This window comes from Prevotella jejuni (assembly GCF_900187995.1).
In the GTDB taxonomy this organism is placed as follows: domain Bacteria; phylum Bacteroidota; class Bacteroidia; order Bacteroidales; family Bacteroidaceae; genus Prevotella; species Prevotella jejuni.
In genome coordinates, this window is the sequence record NZ_FZNZ01000023.1 from 40,853 (window position 1) to 65,949 (window position 25,097).

Below are 25,097 nucleotides of genomic sequence, written 5' to 3' on the forward strand. Positions count from 1 at the left end.
TGATTCAAACAGTATGGTTGGTTAATAATCACATTGACAAGCTACGATAATGATTTATAAGTTCGTGAAAGAAATTATTTTTCTTCATGAAAATAAATATTTCTTGTCGTGAAAATAAATATTTCTGTTCATGAAAATAATTTGAAGATGAGAGTTCTCTGTCCTTCTATTCGGGCAGATTTAGAAGCTTAATAGCCAAGTACACTACCTTACTAAGCGTCTAATTGGATCCCACAAAACGATGAAAGATAACCCACAATACGATGAAGGAGATGTCATTAATCAATGAAAGGGAAGTTATTGAACGATGAAAGAGATGTTGATAAACAATAAAAGGGACCCCTATCAACATAGAAGTCCCTTATTGTAATGTCTTTCTTCAACCTTTATCCTTCACGTCTCATCTGTTCAATCAGTTCTTTCTGACGGTCTGTTAGATGGTCTGGAAGTTTCACATTGTAGGTGATGATGAGGTCGCCGAAGGTGCCATCGCCACGGTCGTAACCCTTGCCACGTAGACGCACCTTGGTTCCGCCTTGTGTAAGAGGCTTTACCTTTAGTTTTAGTTTCTGCCCTCCTGACAATTGGATGATAACCTCACCACCCAATAAAGCGGTGTAAAGGTCGATACCAACAGTAGCCTCCATTTGTCCTGTAGGACGTTGGCTTTGTGCTCTACCAGTGTTGAAACCAGATGAGCGACGGCGTCCCCCGCCTCCGAAGAGGTCTTGGAAGAAGCTACTAAAGCCACCACCTCCATTTCCAAAGCTACTGAAATCGAATCCACCAAACGGGTTTCCTCCACCTTGTGAACCTTGAGCACCACCGAATCCACCAGCATTCTCGTAGGCTTCAGCATTACGCCATTGTTCGCCATACTTGTCATACTTCGCTCGCTTCTCAGGGTCGCCAATAACCTCAAAAGCCTCACTTAAAGCCTGAAATTTAGCTTTAGCCTTAGGGTCATTAGGGTGTAAGTCTGGATGAAACTGTTTCGCTCTCTTTCTATATGCTGCTCGAACATCCTTTTGTGGGATGTTTCGATCAACGCCAAGTATCTTATAATAATCTATAAATGCCATAATATATCCTCCTAAATAATGTCTTATTACTTTATTGTATATAAGGCAAAAAGTATGCCATTAGTCCATTCTGTCACGGTAATCTTCGTAAGTATAATTGCGAAGAACCTCCAGTTCGTTGTCTGTATGGAGTAAAGCAATGGCAGGATGACTAATACCATTAAACATTGTTGTCTTGACTGTTGTATAATGAAGCATATCTTCAAAGATGATGTTCTCGCCTACCTGCAGTGCATGGTCAAAGGTCCATGACCCCATCCAGTCTCCACTTAGACAGCTATTAGCCCCCAGTCGGTAGGTTGTTTCACCCTTTGCTGTACCATCCTCGTCAGTAAGTGTAGCATTGCGGACGGCTGGGTGATATGGCATCTCAAGACAATCGGGCATGTGACAAGAGAAGCTAACGTTAAGGATAGCGGTTTTGATATTGTTATCTTCGACTATATCGACTACTTGTGCAACCAGTGGACCAGTCTGCCAAGCAAAGGCACTACCAGGCTCGAGGATGACTTTAATCCATGGGTATCGTTTTCTAAAGCCTTTCAGAAGATGTATTAGTAGTTTGACATCATAGTCTTTGCGGGTCATAAGGTGTCCACCACCAAAGTTAATCCACTTAATTTGTGGGAACCAGTTGGCGAATTTCTCCTCGATATGAGCCAAGGTACGCTCGAAGACATCGCTACCACTCTCACAATGACAGTGAACATGGAGCCCATCTACGTCCTCTGGGAGTGTTTCCGGGAGTTTGTCGGATGATATACCAAACCGAGTACCCGGAGCACAAGGGTTATAAATCAACGTCTCAACCTCAGAGTATTCTGGATTAACACGTAAACCAAAACTTAGTTTACTGTTCACCATCTTCGCACGAACGTGATAACGCTCGTATTGAGTGATTGAGTTGAAGACAAGATGCGATGAACAACGAGCGATATCGTCAATTTCATAGTCGGTATAGCCCGGAGAGAAGGTATGTGTGGGTGCTCCAAACTCTTCAAAACCTAATCGAGCTTCAAAGAGAGAAGAGGCCGTTGTAGCCTTGATATACTCACGAAAGATAGGGAACGTACGCCATAGTGCGTATGCCTTAAAAGCAAGAATAATCTCAACATCAGCCTCTTTAGCCACGTGAGCGATAGTTTCTAAGTTCTTTCTAAGTCTCGCCTCCTCCAGCACATACATCGGGCGGGAGAGTTCAGCGTATGTTAATGGATTTATTTTCATGCTGCAAATATAAGGAAAAATTTGCAGTTATGGGAAATAATCTCTACCTTTGCAATACAAAACAGAGTAAAAGCATGAAACTGGTCATCATGACTAAGTCCACGTTCTTTGTGGAAGAAGATAAGATTATAAGTTTGCTTTTCGAGGAAGGACTTGATAGTCTTCATATCTCGAAGGCAGATAATTCCCCACTTTATTGGGAACGTCTTCTTTCTCTTTTGCCTTCTGAATATCATAGAAAAGTCACAGTTCACCAGCATTTTGACATGAAGAATGAGTTTTCTCTGGGTGGTATCCATCTTGATGACTCATCTGTAGCTGTGCCACGGGGTTATCGTGGTACTTTAAGTAGGACTTGTGATGACGTGATGCAACTGAAGGCTATAACAAAGCAGTCTGACTACGTCTTTCTGAAGAACATCCATCAACCTCGTGAGCAATCGTCACATGACGAGCATGTTCTTTCCGACCTTGAGTTAGACGAGGCATATAGACAGGGCCTGTTGGGACGACGTGTCTATGCAATGGGAGGTGTGACGATAGACGATCTACCCATTTTACGTGAGCTTGACTTTGGTGGTGTGGTGATAAGGAACGACCTTTGGGACAAGTTCTGTATCCATAATGAACAGGATTTCAAGCCCATCATAGATTATTTTCGTAAACTACGTGCCCTCTGTTAGTGGTTACAAGACTTATAAGAGATTTCTACGTTATCAATATAAACAACTAAAAGAAATGAGTGAAAATAACTCTTTTTTGGTATTCTCAGGTACAAAGACGAGATACCTTGCTGAGAAGATCTGCGCCAGCCTTGGCTGTCCGCTTGGCAACTTGGTGATGACCCGTTTCTTTGACGGGGAATTTGTCGTTTCCTACGAGCAGAGTATTCGCGGTAAGGATGTGTTCCTTGTGCAAAGTACTTTCCCTAACTCCGACAACCTCATGGAGCTTCTTTTGATGATAGATGCGGCAAAGCGTGCTTCTGCTCGTCATATCATCGCTGTCATGCCTTACTTTGGTTGGGCACGTCAGGACCGTAAGGACAAGCCACGTGTCAGCATTGGTGCAAAGTTAGTAGCAGACTTATTGAGTGTTGCTGGTATCGATCGTCTGATTACAATGGACTTACATGCAGATCAGATTCAGGGCTTCTTCAATGTCCCTGTCGACCATCTCTATGCCAGTGGTGTGCTGCTTCCTTATGTTCAGGGCCTTCACTTGAAGGATCTTGTTATCGCAAGTCCTGACGTAGGTGGCTCAAAGCGTGCTAACACATACGCTAAGTATCTTGGTTGTCCGCTCGTTCTCTGTAATAAGACACGTGCACGTGCTAATGTTGTAGACACAATTCAGATTATTGGTGATGTGAAAGACAAGAATGTCATCATTGTTGATGACATGGTTGATACGGCTGGTACGATTACTAAGGCAGCTGATGTTATGAAGGAGGCTGGTGCAAAGAGTGTTCGTGCCATTGCTTCTCACTGTGTGATGAGTGGTCCTGCTACTGAGCGTGTAGAGGCTTCTTCTTTGGAGGAGATGGTCTTTACAGATTCTATCCCATACACTGCTCGTTGCTCAAAGGTTAAGCAGATCTCTGTAGCCGACATGTTTGCTGAGACAATTCAGCGTGTGTTGAACAATGAGAGTATCTCAAGTCAGTACCTTATATAATAAGGTGTAAGGTAGGACATAACCCTTTCTTTAAAGGATATATTATAGATGTTGGAATACACCGAGCGTGTGTTCCAACATTTTTTATGCTCATCTGTAAGCTATTGTATATATCTATAAACTTAACTTCATCGTCGACAATCGATCAACTAACATTTTCTTTATTCACAGGACACAGTTTTATGTATTAATCTTGATATATATCAAAAAACGCAGAGAACGATGAATAAAAACCTAAAAAAGTTTTGTTGTGTACGCAAACAGTCGTACCTTTGCATTGTCAAAAGACAAATAATAGATTGTTTAGGTTAGTAGTAATAGATTTAGGTTTTTAGTTATTATTTAAGGTAGAACAAAGGAGATTGTTCAGGTTTCAACTAAATAGGTTTAGTTAAAGGTAATAATAAAGATTGATTAAAGGATAATTATGATGCGAGATGATTGGTGAACGCCGTGAGGCGCGAACCAAAAATCAAGCTCAAACATTCCACTGAAAGGTGGATGCTAAAGGGCACAGCAAATTAATGCTGTGCCCTTTAGTTCTATATATACATTCATTTATTACGAAATATGCAATCTATGACGATTCTGATAATTATTTCTTTGGAGGGTGATGGTGATGTGGTAGACTGAAGAGAGTAGGGGAGTTTGCAATAATGACAAGTATTTTCTTTGCTTATCATATACATGTATAATATTTCTCTACATACGCTTGTTATTTTGTTTATGATGTCTTATAGTCCAATTCGCTCTGTTTTGATATCTATAATCAACTCCTTTTACCTTGAGGAAGATACTTTCAAATATTAGAAGAGAAATGGCTTCTAATGAAAGTCAAACTCTTGCTATTTATACGAAAATAGTTTTATTTTCTTTTGCTGTCATTTTTAACATTTCATGTAACTCTACTGTAAACTAAAGAGTTAGCTTGTTACTTTGCATGACAGTAATGACAGCAACTTTATTTTTCGGTATTTATGCTTTCTTATCGACATACAGAAACAGCGTGTGTAGAGACTATCAAATAGCATGAAAAACTCAAGAAGCAACAACGAAAGAAAGTTGAATGTTATAGCTAAGATTAGTTATACCAGTCGACAAGGTGGTTGAGCCATGATTGTGGGCTGATAGAACGACGATTCTATCGTTCGCAAAATGAATGCAGGCTGTTGTCTTATCTTTCCCTGAGTACCATCATAGTGAGAGAGAATTTGAGGAAAGGAGGAATAATAGCTTAGCAAAGTTAGGCACAAAGATATTATTGTAAATTGTTTTCAAGTGTCTCAATTCTAAGACTTGCCCTTCAAGCATCAAGAAGACGCTCTTCTACTTCCAAGAACATGCCCTTCTTGCATGTTGAAGACGCCCTTCTTACGCCAAGAAAGGCCTCTTCTTCTACATAGCCTATAACTTTCTGGTTTCTTGAAGATTACGAGCTTAATGATTACGCATATACATCTATTTTACAGACAAGCTATTCTTTGTGTTTTGTCATGATATTTCACAACTATGTAAACTGCTTAGATGATACAAAAACTACGTCCCCTACGCATATTCATGTGTGCGAATATAGCGATTATAAAGTTCAAAACAGATAGAACTACAAATTGAGCAAATGGCATGAAGATAGATTGTAAATAAAGCAGCAGACAGTTTTGTGTGTGCCTATCTCGTACGTTGAAGAGGGATAAGTAACCACTTTCGTATGGACTATCTCGGCGTTCAAATCCCTTGTTATTCGGAGAAAGGATAGGGGGCAGGTTTGTCATCAAAAACAGAGGACGAGCGTTAGAAAGACAATAAGGTGTGTTCTCCTTCACTACTCATTTTGCGAAGCAACTTAATTCATCTTTCAGAAGAACATTAAAAAAGCTTCATAAATTTGTTTTTTTCACTTGAAATCGGTATCTTTGCATATAGGTTATTTTAATTATAACAATCTAAAATCGCACAACGTGAGACATAATTATATCGTCATATTATTTCTATTCATATCTACTTGCCTCTATGCTCAGGATATAGAGACTGGTTCGTGTACGACAAAGGACGGCGGACAGTATCATGGACAGATGTTTCGTGGAAAGCCAAATGGTAAAGGTAAGACCACATACAAGAAAGGTGATGTCTATGAAGGAGAGTATATGAAAGGCATGCGACATGGAGAAGGGACCTATACCTTCGCTGATGGAGAGAAATATAAGGGTCAGTGGTTCCAAGACCAACAGCATGGACAGGGCGTTTACTACTTTGCTAACGGCAATCGTTACGATGGTCTGTGGTATAAAGACTATCAGCAAGGACAGGGCACAATGTATTACTACAATGGTGATAAGTATGTTGGCAACTGGGAACATGATAAGCGTAGCGGGCAAGGAAAGTACATCTTTGCGAATGGAGCCTACTATGAAGGGACTTGGAAAGACGATATGAAGAACGGATACGGCAGTTTCAGATGGCCTGACCACTCTTCCTTTACTGGTAACTGGGTGAATAATCTCAAAGAGGGAAAAGGACTTTACATCTATGCCGATGGTGATGAATATAACGGTGATTGGAAGAATGACTTGCAGAATGGTAAAGGCATCTATAAATTCAAGGATGGTGAGAGCTACGATGGAGAGTATTTAGATGGCGAGCGGACTGGTCAAGGAATCTTTCGATATAAGAATGGTGACCAGTATTCAGGCCATTTCTTAAAAGGACAGAAGTCGGGTTATGGTACGATGTCATGGCGAAATGGTGACATCTATACTGGCTACTGGGAGAGAGATATGCAGAACGGACAAGGCAAACTGACCAAGAAGAATAAAGATGTCTATGAAGGGCAGTTCCGCAACGGACTGTTAGAAGGACTTATCATCATCCACTATGCTGATGGAAGTAAGTTCCGTGGAAGCTACCATAATGGTAAGCGTAATGGCACAGCGGTTGAGGAGTCTGCCTCAGGCGTGCGCTTTGAAGGTAACTATCGAGATGACTGTCGTGATGGAAAGTTCATTGAACGTGATAAAAACGGGAACGTTACAGCAAGCGGTTATTACGAGAATGGAAAGCGATATACTAATTAGTCTTTACATAATATAACAACAACATAAAGATTATTCTACCATGGTAACAAAGAAAACCAGCACTAAGAAGGCTTCAGAGAAGAAGACTTCTGCCAGAATAACAAAGGCGAAGGAACCAGCACATATCGGACTTGTGAAGAACGATTCTTATCTGGCTCCATACGAGGATGCTATCCGTGGACGCCACGAACATGCCCTTTGGAAAATGAATCAGCTCACACAGGATGGTAAGCTGTCGCTTTCTGAATTCGCAAATGGCTACAATTATTACGGACTACACCGTACAAAGGATGGTTGGGTGTTCCGTGAATGGGCGCCAAATGCGACCGAAATCTTCCTTATTGGCGATTTCAATGATTGGAAGGAGCAAGAGGCCTACCAGTGTCAACGATTGGAAGGAACAGGAAACTGGGAACTTATACTCCCTGAAGACGCCTTACAACACGGTCAGTACTATAAGATGCGAGTTCATTGGCAAGGAGGTGAGGGCGAGCGTATCCCTGCTTGGGCACAACGAGTTGTCCAAGACGATGCAACGAAAATCTTCTCAGCACAGGTATGGGCGCCTAAGAAGCCATTTGTTTGGAAGAAGAAGACTTTCAAACCACAGACTTCTCCGCTCTTGATCTATGAGTGCCACATCGGAATGGCACAGGATGAAGAGAAGGTAGGGACCTATAATGAGTTTCGTGAGAAGGTGTTGCCACGTATTATTAAGGATGGTTACAATGCTATTCAGATTATGGCAATACAGGAGCATCCCTACTATGGCAGCTTTGGTTACCATGTTAGCTCTTTCTTTGCAGCCAGTTCACGCTTCGGAACTCCCGAGGACTTGAAGGCACTTATCGATGAGGCTCATAAGAATGGGGTTGCTGTTATCATGGACATCGTACACTCTCATGCCGTTAAGAACGAGGTGGAAGGATTAGGTAACTTAGCCGGTGACCCTAATCAATACTTCTATCCAGGTGAACGTCATGAGCATCCAGCATGGGACTCCCTATGCTTTGACTATGGTAAAGACGAGGTTCTACACTTCCTTTTGTCTAACTGCAAGTATTGGTTGGAGGAATATCACTTTGATGGTTTCCGCTTTGATGGTGTCACGTCAATGCTTTATTATAGTCATGGCTTAGGTGAGGCTTTCTGTAACTATGCCGACTACTTTAATGGTCATCAGGATGATAATGCTATTTGTTATCTGACCTTAGCCAACTGTCTCATCCATGAAGTCAATAAGAATGCAGTAACTATAGCGGAGGAGGTATCTGGTATGCCGGGTCTTGCCGCTAAGTTCAAAGATGGCGGATATGGCTTTGACTATCGTATGGCCATGAACATTCCAGACTATTGGATAAAGACTATTAAGGAGTTGCCTGACGAGTCTTGGAAGCCATCTTCTATCTTCTGGGAGATAAAAAATCGTCGTTCTGATGAAAAGACTATCTCTTATTGCGAGTCACACGACCAAGCCTTAGTAGGCGATAAGACTATCATCTTCCGTTTGGTAGACGCTGATATGTATTGGCATTTCCGTAAGGGAGACGAGACAGAGATGGTTCATCGTGGTATAGCATTGCATAAGATGATACGCCTTGCGACGTTAGCTGCGATCAATGGTGGCTATCTGAACTTTATGGGAAATGAGTTTGGACATCCAGAGTGGATAGATTTCCCACGTGAAGGAAACGGATGGAGCTATAAGTATGCACGCCGACAATGGAACTTAGTAGACAATAAAGAGCTGTGTTATCACTTCCTTGGCGACTTCGATCAGAGGATGTTAGAGGTGGTGAAGAGCGAGAAGAAATTCAACGAGACGCCAGTTCAAGAGATATGGCACAATGATGGCGACCAGATCTTAGCCTTTAGTAGAGGCGAGCTAATCTTTGTCTTCAATTTCTCTCCTACTCGTTCCTTCTATGATTATGGTTTCTTGGTACCTGAAGGCTCTTATAATGTAGTCTTAAACACGGATGCTACGGAGTATGGTGGTAATGGTTTTGCTGATGATACAGTTGAGCATTTCACGAATGCCGACCCTCTTTATGAGAAAGATCATAAAGGTTGGCTTAAACTCTACATACCAGCACGCAGCGCTGTGGTGTTGAGAAAGAAGTAAATTACGCATGATGGAGAGTAAGTTTATGCGTGCTATCTGCACGATACTATTTTGTTCATTCACCTTCTGCTTCCTGTTCTTCTATCAAGCAGACGTGATGACAGTAGTACAACATTTGGCTTCTGGGAGGCAGACCTTCTATAATCCATTGTTAGGAGCAGTGCTGATAACAGCTACGTTGAAGCTTTTTCAGGTAGGAGTTAGCTCTTTGGCTAAGTTAGGCAAGCGTGGCTTCGCCTTGACTTACTTTCCATCTTTCCTTATACTAACAATTATCTCCGACTTACGTCCTACGGTTGATGGTGTTACATTTGGTAACTGGCTGTGGGCAACACCGTTATTAATCATCGTTTATGTCTTTGTTTTGATCTCTGTAAAGCGTTTTGAACCTTACGAACCAGAACAACGTAGCTTCGGACCCTTCTCAGAGATGATATGGATTAGCCTTCTTCTATTCCTTTTCTACTTCTTGTTTACAGGACTTCTTAGCAATAATGATAGGTATTTCCATCAGCGGGCTAAGGTGGAGGCCTTGATAGATAAGCGGGATTATGCAGGTGCTTTAAATGTTGTACGTACCATGCCTCATACCGACTCGGTCATTTCCATGCTAACTGTCTATGCTGTTGCACGAAGAGGACAGCTTGCCGATAGTCTCTTCTATTATCCTCTTGAGGGTGGTGCACGCACTTTACGTCCAGGGAAGGTACATTCGTGGTTGCAGCCAGATAGCGTCCTTTACAAGGTGACCCGTAACTCTGCTAACTATCAGTTGACAGGCTTCTTGTTGGATCGTAACCTATCTGAATTTGCCCGCTACCTACCGGAGTATTATCCAGCCGACAGTCTTCGTCCTCGTTATTATAAGGAGGCTATGAAAATATTGCTGCTCAAGAAGCAAGGACTAAGACTTATTCCGCCTTATAAGAAAGGAAGTTATGCAAGTTACTATTATGCAAAGTAGCTCTCTTTTGCAGCTTTAATAAGAGTTGATACCTCGTTTTCTTTCGTGGTATTGGTGCTGATGTCTTAACTCCTTTCACTCCCCCTTCACTCCTTAACTCCTCATCCCTTTGTCAATTATTTTCGCCCCTCTTGAAGATAGTACATGCTCTTCATGGGTTAAGAAGATGCCCTTCAACGTTCAAGAACATGCCCTTCTTGGGTTAAGAAGACGCTCTTCTTGAAGCAAGAAAGGCGTCTTCTTTGATGCTGTATGTAACCTGTTGATTTCTTGAAAGTTATAAACTTGCTTCTAAGAAACGTTATACTCCTGTGTTGAGGTTGTTTAACTCGTTGTGATGTAATGATTTTTCGTATTCTTGTTGATTTCCTCTAAAAGTGGATTGATAGCTGAGGTGTTTCCATAGAATATGCTGATAGAGATAGAGGGGAGTTTTTTTTCTTACAGAGTAACGGAGGTTTTTACATGCAGGTAGAACTCAAAGTGTGGTGGACACGGCCTTCTCTCGCTACGAATGGGGAAGAGGGTAAGCATAAAGATACCCCTGTAAGAGAGATTTGTAATTGGCGTTAAGACAATAAGGAATGCTCGACATATTGCTCAGAAAGGCGGATAAATATAAATATTAAGTAGGGTTTCTGCGTAAATCTCTGCTCTGTGTGATCATATTTATGCATATATTCTACTCTAAAAGTTTATTGACTAATTATAGTTTATGCTATACTGAACGCAAATATATGTCTATAAATGGAGAAAATGAGGCTTTTATAGGTTTATTAAGTCGCCTTTTTTTCTTTTATTTTACTTTCCTTTTATTTATTTTTTATTTATCTTTGCATCGATAAATACTATTTACCATGTAGAAAACAAGGTCGTTTTTGGCTGCTGTCCTCTTGTAATAGAGAAGGAAAGGACCAACTTTAACCTTAAAAAATATAATACAAATCTTTACCAACTATGGCCAAGAAACTCATCTTTTCATGTCTAATGCTACTGTTCCCAATATCCATTCTGGCACAGAAGTCTGTTCTCTTTGATTTCTCAAAGTATTCTAAAGATAAAGAAATACCCTTTAGAATTGAGAAGGAAGGGATTGTGTTGGAGTTTCGTTTTGATTCAGAACAGAGTAACACATTATGGTGTAAGAAAAAGGGTAGGTCTTCTTCTTTACAACTTAATAATCATACTTATTTTACAATAGAAGGTATTAGCTGTGAGATTACGGCTGTAACTATTTTTATAGTTGACTTTCCAGGCCGTTTTAAGGTCTTCGGCGATGATAGTGAGATAAATTGTAAAAAGGAAAAAAGCAAAGGAGAGGAGTTTTTTAAGCAGGATTGGGAGGTTAATAAGCAAAGTATTACCTTCGTTCATGCAACCACTAAGAATAGTTCCATTAAGTCCATAAAAGTCACTTATGAGCCAGTCAAACCTATAGAACCTACTGAGAACACAATCTCTATCGACATCTCTGCAGCCAAGCGAGCTACTTTTTATTATGGTGAGAAATCGTTTGTTATTCCTAAAGGAGTCATAGCACGAACGTATAAGATTGTTGATAATGTTCTTTCAGTAAGTAAGACGTATCAAGAGAATGATGTCCTTCCGAGTGGTACGGCTGTCGTTTTAGAAGCAGAGGAGGGTAATTACCTTTTCAAGGAGACGACTAAAGAAGGCGAACGAGATACTTTTAATGCCTTACGAGGCTCTGATGTGGAGACTGAAACGACTGGGGGCACATTGTATTATGTCTTTGCTAAGGGCAGTAATGGCGTAGGCTTTTATTGGAATAAGCCTGATGGCAAGGCTTTTCAGACGAAGGCTCATAAAGCTTACCTCGTCTACACGCCAACAGTAGCTACACAAGCAAAGTCTAATTTCACCTTTGATATACCTTTAGGAATCAATTCCACCACGGTAAATGATGATGTTCACCAGTGCTGTCCATTCTATAATCTTGCAGGGCAACAGGTTAGTAAGGACTATAAAGGTATTATAATTGTTGGTGGAAAGAAATACTTAAATCGATAAACGACTTTGTTATATACTCCTTTTGACAACTTAAAGCAATTGAATATGAAAACATATATTAAGCCCTTAATAACAGTTTATTATGTATCCTCACGTTCTTTCTTGTTAGGAAGTTCGCAAACAAGAGCGGGGAGTACCACATTGAGAGGTGAACAAGGTGAAGTGCATAATCAATATGAAGGAGATCAGAACCAATTGGCAAAGGGCTTTTCCTTCCCAGACTTAGGATTAGATGATTCCTTCCCAGCGTGGGATGATTAATACAGAACGACCATAACTTAACTTAAAAAATAACTAATATGAAAAAACAAGTAGCATGGATTTGGCTTATAGTATGTATATTAGCATTAGCCGCATGTGAGAAACCAGTGTTAGACAATGTCGATGAGGGGACAAAGTCGCATAACTCAAAGAACAAGCTAACCAGAGTTGTGCGTATTCATCCTAAGGAGTTGCATATCGAAACATTTGAGGATGCGATGGGCGCAAAGCCTCAACCGTTTAGTAGAGGTGTCACTGGTGAAACGAAGAAGAAGTTTTATGCTGTCAATGTGTACGAGAAGAAGCCCAATGAAGAGACGTATTCTATGTATGCCTACGGACTGTTTACCAATGCTTCAAAGATTGCTTTGAAGATGAATGTAGAGAACCTTTACAAGGTAGAGTGCCTTATTGTAGAGGAAGGAGATGATAGAATATTCTTGAAGGATGGCGAGTATCTTGCTCCTTTCTTGCATGGAACGGATAAGGGAACACGGTTAACAAATAGCTTTGTGTTATCTAAAGAGGAGAATCTTAATGGTCTGACAAAAGGTGAAACAACTATTGACGACGGTCGAACGATTCATTATCCACGTATTACGAAGCTGTATGCTACAATCGACTCCTTTAGTCCTAAGGCAACAAAAGACCTGACACTCGATATGAAACGGTCGGTGTTTGGTTTGCATTTTAAGGTGACACCGCCCGATGAAGGAAAACTTGTTGTCAACTATGTAGGCTGGGGTATTCCTCTGACAAAGGAAAGTCCGATGTATGACAATAGGGCTGTTTATTCCTTCTATGACGTGGTGAATGGGACTAAAGACGGTTATCAAACGACAATAGACCTTCGTGTTTCATGGACAAAGGACGATGGGACGGTAGAGAAAGAGCAGAAGCAGCTCACCATCAAACGTAATGTTATGTCGGTAATAGATATAAGTGTGGAAGGAAAGAAGCCTCAAGGCTTTACGTTCCATGAGGAGTCTGGCGACATGGAGACCGAGAATACGGTTTGGAAACTGGTGTTATAAGGCTGGCTATTAAATAATGAGAAAGGGGCATACAACGCCGTATGCCCCTCTTCTTGTTGGTATATAAACAATCTAATATTATATGTTAGCAATGCTCATGATATTGGCGAACACACCAGCAGCAGTCACTGACGCACCAGCACCATAGCCCTGAATCTGCATAGGATACTCCTTGTATCGGTCGGTTGTTAGTAGAACAATGTTGTTAGAACCCTCAAGGTTATAGAAAGGATGGTTCGAATCGACCTCTTTCAGAGCCACATTAGTCTTGCCATGGTCCATCGTTGCGACGAAACGCCAGCGTTTACCTTCCTCAGCAAGTTTCTCTCGACGCTGCTCGAAGTTGGCATCAAGCTCAGGAAGACGCTTCCAAAAGTCTTCTACAGAACCTTGGAAATAATCATTAGGGACGAAGAGGTGCTTCTCAACATCCTCCTGTTCTACCTTGTATCCAGCCTCACGTGTAAGGATAACTAACTTGCGAACGACATCCTTCCCACTAAGGTCAATACGTGGGTCAGGCTCACTATAGCCCTGCTCTTTGGCTCGTTTAACGGTCTCAGAGAAGGGAGTCTCGGCTCCAATCTCATTGAAGATAAAGTTAAGCGTACCAGACAGTACGGCTTCAATCTTAAGTATCTTATCCCCCGAATTACGTAGGTCATTGATCGTACCAATGATAGGCAGTCCAGCACCTACGTTCGTTTCAAAGCGGAACTTGACGCCACGTTGTATGGCAGTCTGCTTTAAGTGATAGTAATCCTCGTACTTTCCAGATGCTGCAATCTTATTGGCTGCTATCACAGAGATATTATTCTCTAATAAAGACTGGTAGAGTGCAGCCACGTCTTGTGAGGCAGTACAATCCACAAATACCGAGTTGAAGATATTCATCTGTAGTATTATGTCACGCAAATGTTCTGGGTTTGACGGCTCACTCGCCTTGAGTTCTTCTCGATAGTTGTCTAAGTTTAATCCGTCACGATTGAAGATTGCATTCTTGGAGGAGGCGATACCCACCACCTTTAGCTTCAGGTTAGAGTTTTGCTTTAACTCTTCATACTGGCTCTTAATCTGTTCGATGAGCATACCACCTACTGTTCCGACACCGCATATAAAGAGGTTAAGCACCTTATACTCCGACAAGAAGAGTGAATCATGAAGTACATTCAGTGCTTTCCTTAGGTCAGTTCCCTTCACAACGAAGGAGATGTTCATCTCTGACGCACCTTGTGCAATAGCAATAATACTGATACCTGAACGTCCAAGAACCTCAAATAGCTTTCCACTGATGCCTGGTGTTCGCCGCATGTTCTCGCCTACGATGGCTACAGTGGCAAGTCCACTCTCAGCGTGCATAGGGAACATACGACCATCTTCTATCTCAAGTCGGAATTCATCATTGAGTACTCTCACGGCATTGTCAGCATCTTCATCTTTCACACCGATAGAGGTGTTGTTCTCTGAAGCAGCCTGTGACACAAGGAAGACACTGATACCATTGTTGGCAAGAGAACTAAAGATACGCCGGTTGACACCAACGACACCCACCATAGAAAGGCCCGTTACGGTGATGACCGTCGTACCTTTGATAGATGACAAACCCTTGATAGGCTTTTGATTGTTCTCAACGTGTGATTTAATAATCGTACCTTTCCCGTCAGGATTAAAGGTGTTTTTCACCTTAATCGGTATGTTCTTCACGCAGACAGGGTATATCGTTGGAGGATAGACAACCTTTGCACCAAAGTTACAAAGCTCCATTGCCTCTGCGTATGACAGTTCATTGATGGTATAAGCACTCTTGATGACACGTGGGTCAGCTGTCATAAAGCCGTCAACATCTGTCCATATCTCCAACACCTCAGCATTGAGAGAGGCAGCGAGGATAGACGCTGTGTAGTCACTTCCACCACGTCCAAGATTGGTGATATCGCCAGAGTCGCGGTCTTGTGCTATGAAACCAGGTACAAGAGAGATACGAGGAAGGTCAGAGAAAGTATCTAAAACAAGTTTGTTGGTTAGCTCTGAATCGAGACTTCTCTTGCCCTGCTTCTCTTCTGTCTTTATGAACTTGCGTGAGTCAAACCACTTCGCACCACGGATGAGCGTAGCTACTATTCTCGAACTAAGGCGTTCGCCATAGCTAACAATAGTATCCTCAGTCTTATGACTAAGGTCGTGGATTAAGAAAACACCATAATAGATAGACTGTAGTTGTTCAAAGAGACTATCCACGTTGTTGAATAGACTCTCACGGTCATGAGGGTCGGTAATAATCGCATCAATCATCTTGTGATGTCGTGCAACAATAGAATCGAACTCATTTCTCCACCTTTCATCCCCCTTCAAGGCAAGCTGAGAGGTAGCAATAAGCTGATCTGTTATACCCCCTAAGGCACTTACAACCACAATAATCGGTTGATGTTTAGCCTCTTTCTCGACAATCTTTTGCAGGCTTAGAATACTCGCAACAGAACCTACGGACGTTCCACCAAACTTTAATACTTTCATTTCTGATATTCTATTTGTTATTATTTAGCATCCCCTTAACAATGGGGGAGGTGCGAAACTTAGCCACAAAAATAATAAGAAATATTGCAATAGCCAACGAATATCTCGATATATTTGATTAAATTTGCGTCAAAAAGAAGAAGTATTACTATATATGACAGAGGAATATCAGCTACGTGTTCTACCCCAGATTGCCTATAGTGAAAACAACTTGAAAAGCTATCTTGCTAAGGAGAAGGGACTGGACGAGCGTACCATTTATCGTGTTCGGGTGTTGAAGCGTTCTATTGATGCGCGTCATCGTGACATCTATGTAAATCTGAAAGTGCGTGTCTATATCAACGAGTTTCCGCAAGACGACCCCTATGTTAAGACTGAATATCAAGACGTAAGTAGCCGTCCTTCGGTCATTGTGGTAGGCGCAGGCCCAGCTGGTCTGTTCTCTTCTCTGAAACTGATAGAATTAGGCTTGCGTCCAATCGTCCTTGAACGAGGAAAGAATGTACGTGATCGTAAGTTAGATATGGCCCTGATTTCAAAGACGCAAGAGGTTGATCCTGAGTCGAATTACTGCTTTGGTGAAGGTGGAGCAGGAGCCTATTCGGATGGAAAACTCTATACAAGAAGTAAGAAGCGTGGCCCTGTCGACAAGATTCTAAACGTCTTTTGTCAGCATGGCGCATCCCCCGCTATTCTTGCGGATGCCCACCCACATATCGGTACAGACAAGCTTCCACGGGTGATAGAGAACATGCGTAACACCATACTCGACTGTGGCGGGGAGGTTCACTTCCAAACTAAGATGACCTCATTGATACTTGATGGCGATAAAGTCGTCGGTGTTGAGGCCGTTGACAATGGTGAGATGGTCAGCGTGAAACGTGAGTTTCATGGTCCGGTAATCCTTGCCACGGGTCATTCTGCACGTGATGTCTATCGCTATCTTGCCGATGCTGGCATTGAGATGGAGGCAAAGGGAATTGCTGTCGGTGTACGATTAGAGCACCCTTCCCACCTGATTGACCAGATACAATACCATAATAAGAACGGAAAGGGTAAGTATCTTCCAACAGCAGAATATTCTTTTGTGACACAAGTAGAGGGTCGTGGTGTTTATTCCTTCTGCATGTGTCCGGGTGGCTTTGTGATACCTTCGGCCACAGGACCCGAACAAACAGTCACCAATGGGATGAGTCCTGCCAACCGAGGGACGCAGTGGTCGAATGCTGGTATGGTTGTTCAATTGAACCCAGAGGATGTAGAAGGAGAAGACGTGTTGCGCATCATGCATTATCAAGAGCAATTAGAGCGTGACACATGGCAGCAAGGAAATCGCAAGCAGACGGCTCCAGCACAACGTATGGCCGACTTTGTAAACAATCGTCTGTCGTATGATCTTCCTAAGTCGAGCTATGCGCCGGGACTAATATCAAGTCCACTACATTTTTGGATGCCATCTTTTGTGACAAAACGACTGCAAGAAGCCTTCAAAACCTTTGGTCGTCAGGCACATGGTTTCCTTACCAATGAAGCCGTAATGATAGCCTCCGAGACTCGTACCAGTTCGCCTGTCCGTATTCTCCGCGACCGAGAACGCCTCATGCACGTGCGCCTCGAAGGTCTTTTCCCTTGTGCTGAGGGTGCTGGTTATGCTGGTGGAATTGTCAGCGCAGGTATTGATGGAGAACGATGCGCTGAGATGGTCGCTGCCTATCTACAACAGTTATAACTTTAGTTCCTACTTTTCTCATACGAAGGTAAGCAAAGGATAGAACCTTGAACCTTGATAGTAGGACGATAATAAAGCGTTGTTAATCGTGTGATTGAGAAGGTGTTAGGTGAGTTATAACAATCTTCTCGACTGCTATAAAATCCCTTTATCGAATTATTTTCACGATAAAAAATATTTTTCTTCATGAAAAGAAATATTTTTTATCGTGATGATAATTCTTTTTTATCATGGTAATAATACAAGGTTTCACAGTCTTCTTATTCCTACGAGGAGTATCCCATGGGTGTTGTTAAGGCCTCTTCTACCTGCTTAAAGAGCCTTTTTAGCTATAAAGAAAATAGTTAATACTTTAGTCTAAATCGCTTGGTGAGAAGGTAGTTGTGTTCCAATCTCCTGTCTCGATACCCTTTTTTAACCAGTACATACGTTGTTCAGAGGTGCCGTGGGTGAAAGTCTCAGGCATAGCATAGCCTCGTGCTTTCTTCTGAAGATAGTTATCTCCGATTTTCTCAGCACAGTCAATAGCCTCTTCGATATCCCCGTCAGTAAGACTTTGATATTTCTCATTATCGTAATGGGCCCAACAGCCAGCATAGTAATCGGCAAGGAGCTCTAATTTCACACTCAGTTTGTTAGCCTCTTCCTTATTTACACGTGCCATCTTAGCATGACATTCCCCAAGAATGCCACGGAGATACTCCACGTGGTGACCCACCTCATGCGCAATCACGTAGGCGTAGGCAAAGTCAAGGTCGCCTTTTGCTTTTAATCCTAAATCCTTGCGCATACCACTAAAGAAACTCAAGTCGAGATAAAGACGTTGGTCGGCCGAACAATAGAAAGGTCCCATTGCAGCGGAGCCATCCCCACAAGCAGTTTGTACAGCACCAGTATAGAGGACGAGGGTAGGGTATTGATAGCGCATGCCATGCAACTGAAACTGTTCAGTCCACACATCTTCCGTACCTGCAAGAATCTGTTTAGAGAAGTTCGCAAGTTTCTCTTCCTCCGCAGAAAACTGATGTTGTTGTCCGCCAGTCTGCACTTCAGTTGGCCCTTGCAGCTCTTGTTGTAAAACATTATTTACCACATCACCCATGTCTCCACCGCTCAAAAAGGTAATAAGAGCAATGAGGATGATACCGCCAATACCACCGATACCCGCTTTAGTACCCATACCCATGCCACGACGGTCGTCTACATTATTACTCTCTCTACGTCCTGTAAGTCTCATATTGTTTGTTTTGTTTTTATTCTCCAGTTATTTCTATGTCGACAAAGGTAAGGCATTATCTTGATATCTGCAAGTATTGTGGTTCCGTTCCTGTGATGATGGAGCTATGAGCTAACGTCAAAAACTTTACGTTATCACCAACAAAAGGTAGTGAGAAAGAGTACGAAAAGCCAGTTATCGATGCTGGTGTACGGAGCTGCAATCTCTTTATAGTGATAGTATAAACAGCTACTTTCGTCCCATACAACGGCTTTTTTCTTTTATCCCTTTGCTATATCTGAGTTTTTTCGTAAATTTGCATGTATTTTCAGAACAAACAAATAACAACATAATGAAGATTTCATATAAATGGCTAAAGGAATACGTTGATTTCAATCTTAGTCCAGAAGAGATTGCTGTCGCGCTCACTTCAATAGGTTTGGAGGTAGGGTCACTGGACGAGGTTGAGACGATACGTGGTGGATTAAAGGGCTTGTATGTCGGTAAGGTACTGACTTGTGAGGCACATCCGAACTCAGATCATCTCCACGTAACAACTGTTGACCTTGGCAAGGGAGAACCACAGCAGATCGTCTGTGGTGCACCGAATGTTGCAGCAGGCCAGAAGGTAATCGTTGCCGACTTAGGTTGTGTACTCTATGATGGCGACAATGAGTTTACTATTAAGAAGAGTAAGCTGCGTGGTGTAGAGAGTCTTGGTATGATATGTGCCGAGGACGAGATTGGTGTCGGTACTGCTCACGATGGTATTATCGTGTTACCAGAGGACGCACCAGTGGGTCAGCCAGCATCAGAATACTATCACTTAGACAGCGACTGGCTGATAGATATAGATATCACTGCCAACCGTGCGGACGCATTGAGTCACTATGGAGTTGCGCGCGACCTCTATGCCTGGTTGATACAGAATGGTTATAAGACGTCATTACATCGCCCTTCTTGTGATGCTTTCAAGGTTGATAACCATGATCTCCCTATCAAGGTGACAATCGAGAATACGGATGCTTGTCGCCGTTATGCTTGTTTGAGTTTAACTGATTGCGAAGTAAAAGAAAGTCCACAGTGGTTGAAAGACAAGCTGAATGTTATCGGTTTGCGCCCAATCAATAATATCGTGGATATTACTAACTATATCATGATGGCCTACGGTCAGCCTATGCACTGCTTTGATGCAGACATGGTTAAGGGACATCACATCATCGTTAAGGACAAGAACGAGGGTAAGAAGTTCGTTACCTTAGATGGTGAAGAGCACATCCTTGGCGAGCACGACCTCGCTATCTGCAATGAAGAGGACCCAATGTGTATAGCCGGTGTGTTCGGTGGAAAGGGTAGTGGTACATACGAAACAACGAAGAACGTAGTGTTAGAGAGTGCTTATTTCCATCCAACATGGATTCGTAAGAGTGCTCGTCGTCACGGTCTTTCTACGGATGCCAGCTTCCGTTTCGAGCGTGGTATAGACCCTAATGGCATTGTCTATGCACTCAAGCAGGCCGCAATCCTTTGTCAGGAACTTGCTGGTGGAAAGGTTAGCATGGAGATATGTGACGAGTATCCAACGAAGATGGAGGGCTTCCCTGTTCGTTTGAACTATGAGTATTGCGACCGTCTTATAGGTAAGAAGCTCGGTCATGATACGATTAAGCGTATTGCAGAGAGCCTTGAGATGAAGGTAGAAAATGAAGATGCAGAGGGCCTCAACCTCCTGGTTCCACCTTATCGTGTCGATGTACAGCGTCCTTGTGATGTAGTAGAAGACATTCTACGTATCTACGGATATAATAATGTAGAGATACCTACAGAGTTGAAGTCTTCATTGACAATAGCAGAAGAGGCCGACAAGAACTATCATCGTGAGAACATTATCGGTGAGCAGTTAGTAGGTGCTGGCTTCTCAGAGATTATGAACAACTCGCTCACAAAGAGCTCTTACTATGAGGAGGCAGGTCTCAATGCTTATCCTTGGGAGGAGACCGTGAAGGTGATGAATCCTCTTTCAGCAGACTTAGGTGTGATGCGTCAGACCCTTCTCTTTGGTGGTTTGGAGAGTATCGTACGTAATGTAAATCGTAAGGCACAGAACCTCCGTTTCTTTGAAGTAGGTAATGTTTATAAATACAATAAGGAGAGATGGACAGAGGAAAATCCTGTTAAGGCATATTCACAAGACTATCACATGGCTTTGTGGGTGACAGGTAAGCGTGTACAAGGTTCTTGGGCACATCCTGACGAGGAAAGTTCATTCTATGAATTGAAGGCACATGTCGAGAATATCCTCCGTCGTATCGGTGTTGCACAGGGCTTACTTGTTAGTGAGAAGTCGGATAACAACGTGTTCGACAAGGCAATAGCTTTGAAGACGCGTGCTGGTAAGGTACTCGTTGAGATGGGTATTCTCAGCCATAAACTGTTGAAGCGTTTCGGTCTTGACCAGAAGGTTTATTATGCAGACTTAGACTGGGCAGGACTGATGAAGGCTATCCGCAAGAATAAACTTCAGTTCCAAGAGATATCTAAATATCCTGCTGTTAGTCGTGACCTTGCCTTGTTGGTCGACAATAATGTAGAGTTTGCACAGATAGAGGAGATAGCTCGTCAAGCAGATAAGAAACTCTTGAAGCGCGTCGAACTCTTTGATGTTTATCAGGGCAAAAACCTCCCTGAGGGCAAGAAGAGTTATGCAGTAAACTTCATTTTGCAGGACGAGACCAAGACGCTCAACGACAAGGCGATAGACGCCATCATGCAGAAACTAATAAAGAATTTAACAAATAAACTCGGAGCAGAACTCCGTTAACAAACAAATCCAATGGGTAGAGCATTTGAATATCGCAAAGCAACTAAGCTCAAGAGATGGGGTCACATGGCCCGTACGTTCACTAAGTTAGGTAAAGAAATCGCTATCGCTGTTAAAGCTGGCGGTCCTGAACCAGAGAATAACCCACGCCTTCGTGCTATCATCGCTACATGTAAGCGTGAGAACATGCCGAAGGACAATATCCAGCGTGCTATTAAGAACGCAATGGGTAAAGACACCAGCGACTACAAGGAGGTGACTTACGAGGGTTATGGTCCTCATGGAGTTGCTGTGTTTGTTGATACATTGACAGACAACACTACTCGTACGGTTGGTGATGTTCGTTCTATTTTCAACAAGTTCAATGGTAATCTTGGTACACAGGGCTCTCTTAGCTTCCTTTTCGACCATAAGGCTGTGTTCTCCTTCAAGAAGAAAGAGGGTGTAGATATGGAGGAGTTGATCCTTGATTTGATTGACTATGGAGTTGACGATGAGTACGATGAGGATGAAGAAGAGAACGAAATCACAATCTACGGAGAGCCTACAAGCTTCGGCGAGATTCAGAAGCACTTGGAAGACAATGGTTTCGAAATCACTTCTGCAGAGTTCACTCGTATTCCTAACGACTTAAAGGACGTTACTGATGAAGAGCGTGAGACTATCGATAAGATGGTTGAGCGTTTGGAGGACTTCGACGACGTGCAGAATGTCTACACTAACATGAAGCCTGCTGAGGAATAATCTTGTCCTCCGCTGCACCTATATATAATAAGGTGTAAGTGGCTTTAAGAATATAGAAAGAGACTATCTCAGAAATGAGTCAGCACATGTGGGTGGTGAGTCATACTCATTCTCCCATATTAATTGCTGCTGCGGATATATGGGTCGTGTATCTTAACATTTCTGATATAGTCTCTTTTTTGTTCTTTGTCTTTTACTGTTTTCTTTCATATTCGCCATTATGTGAAAGGGTTGTAAGTGATTGGGTTGTATTGGTCTTTTATGTTATCGAACTTCATTGTTGCTTGATAGTTTTCGTTTTAAGGCTTATTCGAGATTTTAATAGCAATCCCTTTGATGTGAGAAAGTTCTGATATTGGCTGTTCTACGGTAATTCGTATGAGTTTAAATAAGGCATGTGCGGATTTCTGAATAGGTCTTTCTAATAAGACGATAAGGGTGATAGGGAAATAAAATAAGATTTGCTTAATCCACCTACCATAACTATCTGTGCAAGTAGAGGCTTCTTTCTATTTGTACAAATAGTATGTTTTTCTTGCACAGAGTTTTTGTGAATGTGCAGAATTTTACTTAACTTTGCACGCAAATCATACTTTTGTGCAATGGATGCTATAAATAGTTTCAACGCGTGTATAGAGAAGAGTATCAAGGATAACTGGGACAAAGATGCTCTTACCGACTATCTTGGTGCTACACTTCAATACCATGATGTAGCGCGGAAAATAGAGAAGTTACACATTCTCTTTGCTAATAGCGGCTTGAAGAAGGGTGATAAGGTAGCCCTTTGTGGTCGAAACTCCTCTTCATGGGCAGTTGCTTTCTTTGCAACTCTAACCTATGGAGCAGTGGCAGTACCTGTTCAGAATGAGTTTAAACCCGAACAAATATATAATATAGTAAACCATTCAGAGGCAAAGCTCCTCTTTGTTGGTGATGTAGTAGCTACAGCGATTGATGGCGAACAGATGCGCCAGTTGGAAGGTATTATCTATCTACCAGATTTCTCGTCGATACTTTCTCGTTCAGAGTCATTGACAAATGCGCGTGAAAACCTTAATGCACTCTTTGGTAAGAAATTCCCTAAATTCTTCCGTGCAGAGGATGTCAACTATTTTAAGGATGAGGCTGACGACCTTGCACTGATTAATTATACCAGTGGGACGACGGGTTTCTCAAAGGGTGTCATGCTAAGTTATCGCTCTATTCGTAGTAATCTCGCATGGGCAATAGCTGATATAAAACCACATATCAAGCCCGATAGTAAAGTGCTTTGTATATTACCGATGGCACACATGTATGGTATGATATGCGAGTTCATCTGTCAGTTCTGTTTTGGAAGTCATCTTTATTTCCTCACACGTCTACCGAGTCCTTCTTTGATAGCCCAAGCATGTAGAGACATCCATCCTGCTATCATTATGTCAGTACCAATGGTTGTAGAGAAGATTATCCGTAAGAATGTCTTTCCAAGGGTCCAGAGTACAGCTACCCGAATGTTGTTAAAGATGCCAGTGGTAAGCAAGAAGGTGAAAGAAAAGATTAGAGCAATCGTTATGGAATGCTTTGGGGGCAATGCATACGAGGTAGTAACGGGTGGAGCTGCACTTAATAAAGAGATAGAAGACTTCTTAGTAAGCATTGATTTCCCTATAACAAGCGTTTATGGTGCTACGGAGTGTGGCCCATTGGTAACGTTCAGTGACTACAAAGATTTTGTACCCGGTTCTTGCGGTACACCTGCTTTGAATATGGAGGTGAAGATTGTTAGTTCTGATCCAGAGCATGTTCCAGGTGAGGTAATTACACGAGGTGAGAACGTTATGCTTGGTTATTATAAGAACGAAGAGGCTACGAAAGAGGTGCTTGATAAGGATGGCTGGTATCATACAGGCGACCTTGGGACGATGAGTGTGGATGGTCATTTGTTTATCCGTGGCCGCATTAAGAATATGCTTTTAGGCTCTAATGGTCAGAATGTCTATCCAGAAGAGATAGAAGACAAGCTGAACTCTATGTCAATGGTGAGTGAATGTGTCGTTATCCAACGTGGTGACAAGATTGTCGGTTTGGTTCATCCTGATTTTGATGAGGCTAAAGAGATGGGCTTCTCACAATCAGACTTGCAAGAGATAATGGAGCAGAATCGTATAGAACTAAATGCTATGCTTCCATCTTTCTGCCATCTTTCAGCGATAGAGTTGCGTGATGAGGAGTTTGCCAAGACTCCGAAGAAGAGTATTAAGCGTTATCTCTATCAAGAGAAGTAAGATAATACAGCCCTCCCTAATACCTCTCTTTGTAATGTGGTTGCGCTCAGTGCTATAGCTGATGTGTATTCGTACATGATGTGCTGAGTATTAACACGTTTGAGAGAACTTATCAAGAGGGTTATTATTAGATAATATAATAAGGTAAGGGTCGGCTATTAAGTCAAATTCATAGATGCTGAATAGGACTCTTATTATGTTTTGGGTAGTACCTTGTTCTTCCAATGTATGGAAGAATAAAAGGTTCTTCCGTTAAATGTGTGGACGCTTTTCGTAGTGCTTTAACGTAAGAGCCAAAGTTACTCATTAAACAAAAATATAGCTGAGACAGTCAACT

At 42.2% G+C, this 25,097-nt stretch carries 17 protein-coding genes; 12 read left to right on the forward strand and 5 right to left on the reverse strand.

The annotated features are described in order from the left end of the window. Nucleotides 1-386: 386 nt before the first annotated feature. Complete coding sequence (locus tag CHB62_RS09690) at nucleotides 387-1,082, reverse strand: DnaJ domain-containing protein (RefSeq protein WP_009012087.1); 696 nt, start codon at nucleotides 1,080-1,082, stop codon at nucleotides 387-389. Between the two features lie 60 nt (nucleotides 1,083-1,142). Next, nucleotides 1,143-2,309, reverse strand: coding sequence for a carboxynorspermidine decarboxylase (nspC, locus tag CHB62_RS09695; protein ID WP_089366672.1), 1,167 nt, complete (start codon nucleotides 2,307-2,309; stop codon nucleotides 1,143-1,145). A gap of 74 nt (nucleotides 2,310-2,383) precedes the next feature. Here nspC and CHB62_RS09700 point away from each other — a divergent pair, with 74 nt between their 5' ends. The 8 genes from CHB62_RS09700 to CHB62_RS09735 all read left to right on the forward strand — a co-directional run bounded on the left by CHB62_RS09700 (nucleotide 2,384) and on the right by CHB62_RS09735 (nucleotide 13,469). After that, nucleotides 2,384-2,992 carry a thiamine phosphate pyrophosphorylase gene (locus tag CHB62_RS09700; protein ID WP_089366673.1) on the forward strand — a complete coding sequence of 203 codons (609 nt, stop codon included), beginning with the start codon at nucleotides 2,384-2,386 and terminating at the stop codon, nucleotides 2,990-2,992. A 55-nt stretch (nucleotides 2,993-3,047) separates the two neighbouring features. Then, nucleotides 3,048-3,986: a ribose-phosphate pyrophosphokinase gene (locus CHB62_RS09705; protein WP_089366674.1), complete on the forward strand. Its 939-nt coding sequence runs from the start codon at nucleotides 3,048-3,050 to the stop codon at nucleotides 3,984-3,986. Between the two features lie 1,955 nt (nucleotides 3,987-5,941). After that, nucleotides 5,942-7,054 carry an MORN repeat-containing protein gene (locus CHB62_RS09710; protein WP_009012083.1) on the forward strand — a complete coding sequence of 371 codons (1,113 nt, stop codon included), beginning with the start codon at nucleotides 5,942-5,944 and terminating at the stop codon, nucleotides 7,052-7,054. A gap of 40 nt (nucleotides 7,055-7,094) precedes the next feature. After that, a complete protein-coding gene (locus tag CHB62_RS09715) occupies nucleotides 7,095-9,179 on the forward strand; it encodes an alpha amylase C-terminal domain-containing protein (protein WP_089366675.1) in 2,085 nt (694 codons plus the stop codon). Between the two features lie 7 nt (nucleotides 9,180-9,186). Then, complete coding sequence (locus CHB62_RS09720; protein ID WP_089366676.1) at nucleotides 9,187-10,143, forward strand: DUF6057 family protein; 957 nt, start codon at nucleotides 9,187-9,189, stop codon at nucleotides 10,141-10,143. A 957-nt stretch (nucleotides 10,144-11,100) separates the two neighbouring features. Then, nucleotides 11,101-12,174: a hypothetical protein gene (locus tag CHB62_RS09725; protein ID WP_089366677.1), complete on the forward strand. Its 1,074-nt coding sequence runs from the start codon at nucleotides 11,101-11,103 to the stop codon at nucleotides 12,172-12,174. Between the two features lie 45 nt (nucleotides 12,175-12,219). Beyond that, nucleotides 12,220-12,435, forward strand: a complete 216-nt coding sequence (locus CHB62_RS09730) for a hypothetical protein (protein ID WP_141240420.1) — start codon at nucleotides 12,220-12,222, stop codon at nucleotides 12,433-12,435. Between the two features lie 38 nt (nucleotides 12,436-12,473). After that, nucleotides 12,474-13,469, forward strand: a complete 996-nt coding sequence (locus tag CHB62_RS09735) for a hypothetical protein (RefSeq protein ID WP_089366679.1) — start codon at nucleotides 12,474-12,476, stop codon at nucleotides 13,467-13,469. A 78-nt stretch (nucleotides 13,470-13,547) separates the two neighbouring features. Here the strand turns inward: CHB62_RS09735 and thrA are convergent, their stop codons facing one another. After that, nucleotides 13,548-15,983 (reverse strand): bifunctional aspartate kinase/homoserine dehydrogenase I, encoded by a 2,436-nt coding sequence (gene thrA / locus CHB62_RS09740; protein WP_089366680.1) that lies wholly within the window; start codon nucleotides 15,981-15,983, stop codon nucleotides 13,548-13,550. A gap of 154 nt (nucleotides 15,984-16,137) precedes the next feature. Between thrA and CHB62_RS09745 the strand changes: the two genes are divergently transcribed. Beyond that, nucleotides 16,138-17,712, forward strand: a complete 1,575-nt coding sequence (locus tag CHB62_RS09745; protein WP_089366681.1) for an NAD(P)/FAD-dependent oxidoreductase — start codon at nucleotides 16,138-16,140, stop codon at nucleotides 17,710-17,712. 2 nt (nucleotides 17,713-17,714) lie between these two features. On the opposite strand, the gene CHB62_RS09750 is transcribed toward CHB62_RS09745, so the two are convergent. Further along, the gene (locus CHB62_RS09750; protein WP_089366682.1) at nucleotides 17,715-17,900 is read right to left on the reverse strand and encodes a hypothetical protein; all 186 of its coding nucleotides are present in this window, start codon (nucleotides 17,898-17,900) and stop codon (nucleotides 17,715-17,717) included. Nucleotides 17,901-18,064: 164 nt separating this feature from the next. Then, nucleotides 18,065-18,949: a KPN_02809 family neutral zinc metallopeptidase gene (gene ypfJ, locus CHB62_RS09755; RefSeq protein WP_089366683.1), complete on the reverse strand. Its 885-nt coding sequence runs from the start codon at nucleotides 18,947-18,949 to the stop codon at nucleotides 18,065-18,067. A 331-nt stretch (nucleotides 18,950-19,280) separates the two neighbouring features. Between ypfJ and pheT the strand changes: the two genes are divergently transcribed. The 3 genes from pheT to CHB62_RS09770 all read left to right on the forward strand — a co-directional run bounded on the left by pheT (nucleotide 19,281) and on the right by CHB62_RS09770 (nucleotide 24,760). Then, nucleotides 19,281-21,749 (forward strand): phenylalanine--tRNA ligase subunit beta, encoded by a 2,469-nt coding sequence (pheT, locus tag CHB62_RS09760; RefSeq protein ID WP_009012073.1) that lies wholly within the window; start codon nucleotides 19,281-19,283, stop codon nucleotides 21,747-21,749. Nucleotides 21,750-21,761: 12 nt separating this feature from the next. Continuing rightward, the gene (locus tag CHB62_RS09765) at nucleotides 21,762-22,493 is read left to right on the forward strand and encodes a YebC/PmpR family DNA-binding transcriptional regulator (protein ID WP_089366684.1); all 732 of its coding nucleotides are present in this window, start codon (nucleotides 21,762-21,764) and stop codon (nucleotides 22,491-22,493) included. A gap of 602 nt (nucleotides 22,494-23,095) precedes the next feature. After that, entirely contained in the window at nucleotides 23,096-24,760 is a 1,665-nt protein-coding gene (locus CHB62_RS09770) for an AMP-binding protein (RefSeq protein ID WP_089366685.1), read from the forward strand. Nucleotides 24,761-25,097: the final 337 nt, after the last annotated feature.

What these genes read in the sequence shown, in the direction of transcription:
- CHB62_RS09690 (WP_009012087.1), bottom strand. Translation starts at nt 1,082, where the DNA reads ATGGCATTTATAGATTATTATAAGATACTTGGCGTTGATCGAAACATC.
- nspC (WP_089366672.1), bottom strand. Translation starts at nt 2,309, where the DNA reads ATGAAAATAAATCCATTAACATACGCTGAACTCTCCCGCCCGATGTAT.
- CHB62_RS09700 (WP_089366673.1), top strand. Translation starts at nt 2,384, where the DNA reads ATGAAACTGGTCATCATGACTAAGTCCACGTTCTTTGTGGAAGAAGAT.
- CHB62_RS09705 (WP_089366674.1), top strand. Translation starts at nt 3,048, where the DNA reads ATGAGTGAAAATAACTCTTTTTTGGTATTCTCAGGTACAAAGACGAGA.
- CHB62_RS09715 (WP_089366675.1), top strand. Translation starts at nt 7,095, where the DNA reads ATGGTAACAAAGAAAACCAGCACTAAGAAGGCTTCAGAGAAGAAGACT.
- CHB62_RS09720 (WP_089366676.1), top strand. Translation starts at nt 9,187, where the DNA reads ATGATGGAGAGTAAGTTTATGCGTGCTATCTGCACGATACTATTTTGT.
- CHB62_RS09725 (WP_089366677.1), top strand. Translation starts at nt 11,101, where the DNA reads ATGGCCAAGAAACTCATCTTTTCATGTCTAATGCTACTGTTCCCAATA.
- CHB62_RS09730 (WP_141240420.1), top strand. Translation starts at nt 12,220, where the DNA reads ATGAAAACATATATTAAGCCCTTAATAACAGTTTATTATGTATCCTCA.
- CHB62_RS09735 (WP_089366679.1), top strand. Translation starts at nt 12,474, where the DNA reads ATGAAAAAACAAGTAGCATGGATTTGGCTTATAGTATGTATATTAGCA.
- thrA (WP_089366680.1), bottom strand. Translation starts at nt 15,983, where the DNA reads ATGAAAGTATTAAAGTTTGGTGGAACGTCCGTAGGTTCTGTTGCGAGT.
- CHB62_RS09745 (WP_089366681.1), top strand. Translation starts at nt 16,138, where the DNA reads ATGACAGAGGAATATCAGCTACGTGTTCTACCCCAGATTGCCTATAGT.
- CHB62_RS09750 (WP_089366682.1), bottom strand. Translation starts at nt 17,900, where the DNA reads ATGAAGAAAAATATTTTTTATCGTGAAAATAATTCGATAAAGGGATTT.
- ypfJ (WP_089366683.1), bottom strand. Translation starts at nt 18,949, where the DNA reads ATGAGACTTACAGGACGTAGAGAGAGTAATAATGTAGACGACCGTCGT.
- pheT (WP_009012073.1), top strand. Translation starts at nt 19,281, where the DNA reads ATGAAGATTTCATATAAATGGCTAAAGGAATACGTTGATTTCAATCTT.
- CHB62_RS09765 (WP_089366684.1), top strand. Translation starts at nt 21,762, where the DNA reads ATGGGTAGAGCATTTGAATATCGCAAAGCAACTAAGCTCAAGAGATGG.
- CHB62_RS09770 (WP_089366685.1), top strand. Translation starts at nt 23,096, where the DNA reads ATGGATGCTATAAATAGTTTCAACGCGTGTATAGAGAAGAGTATCAAG.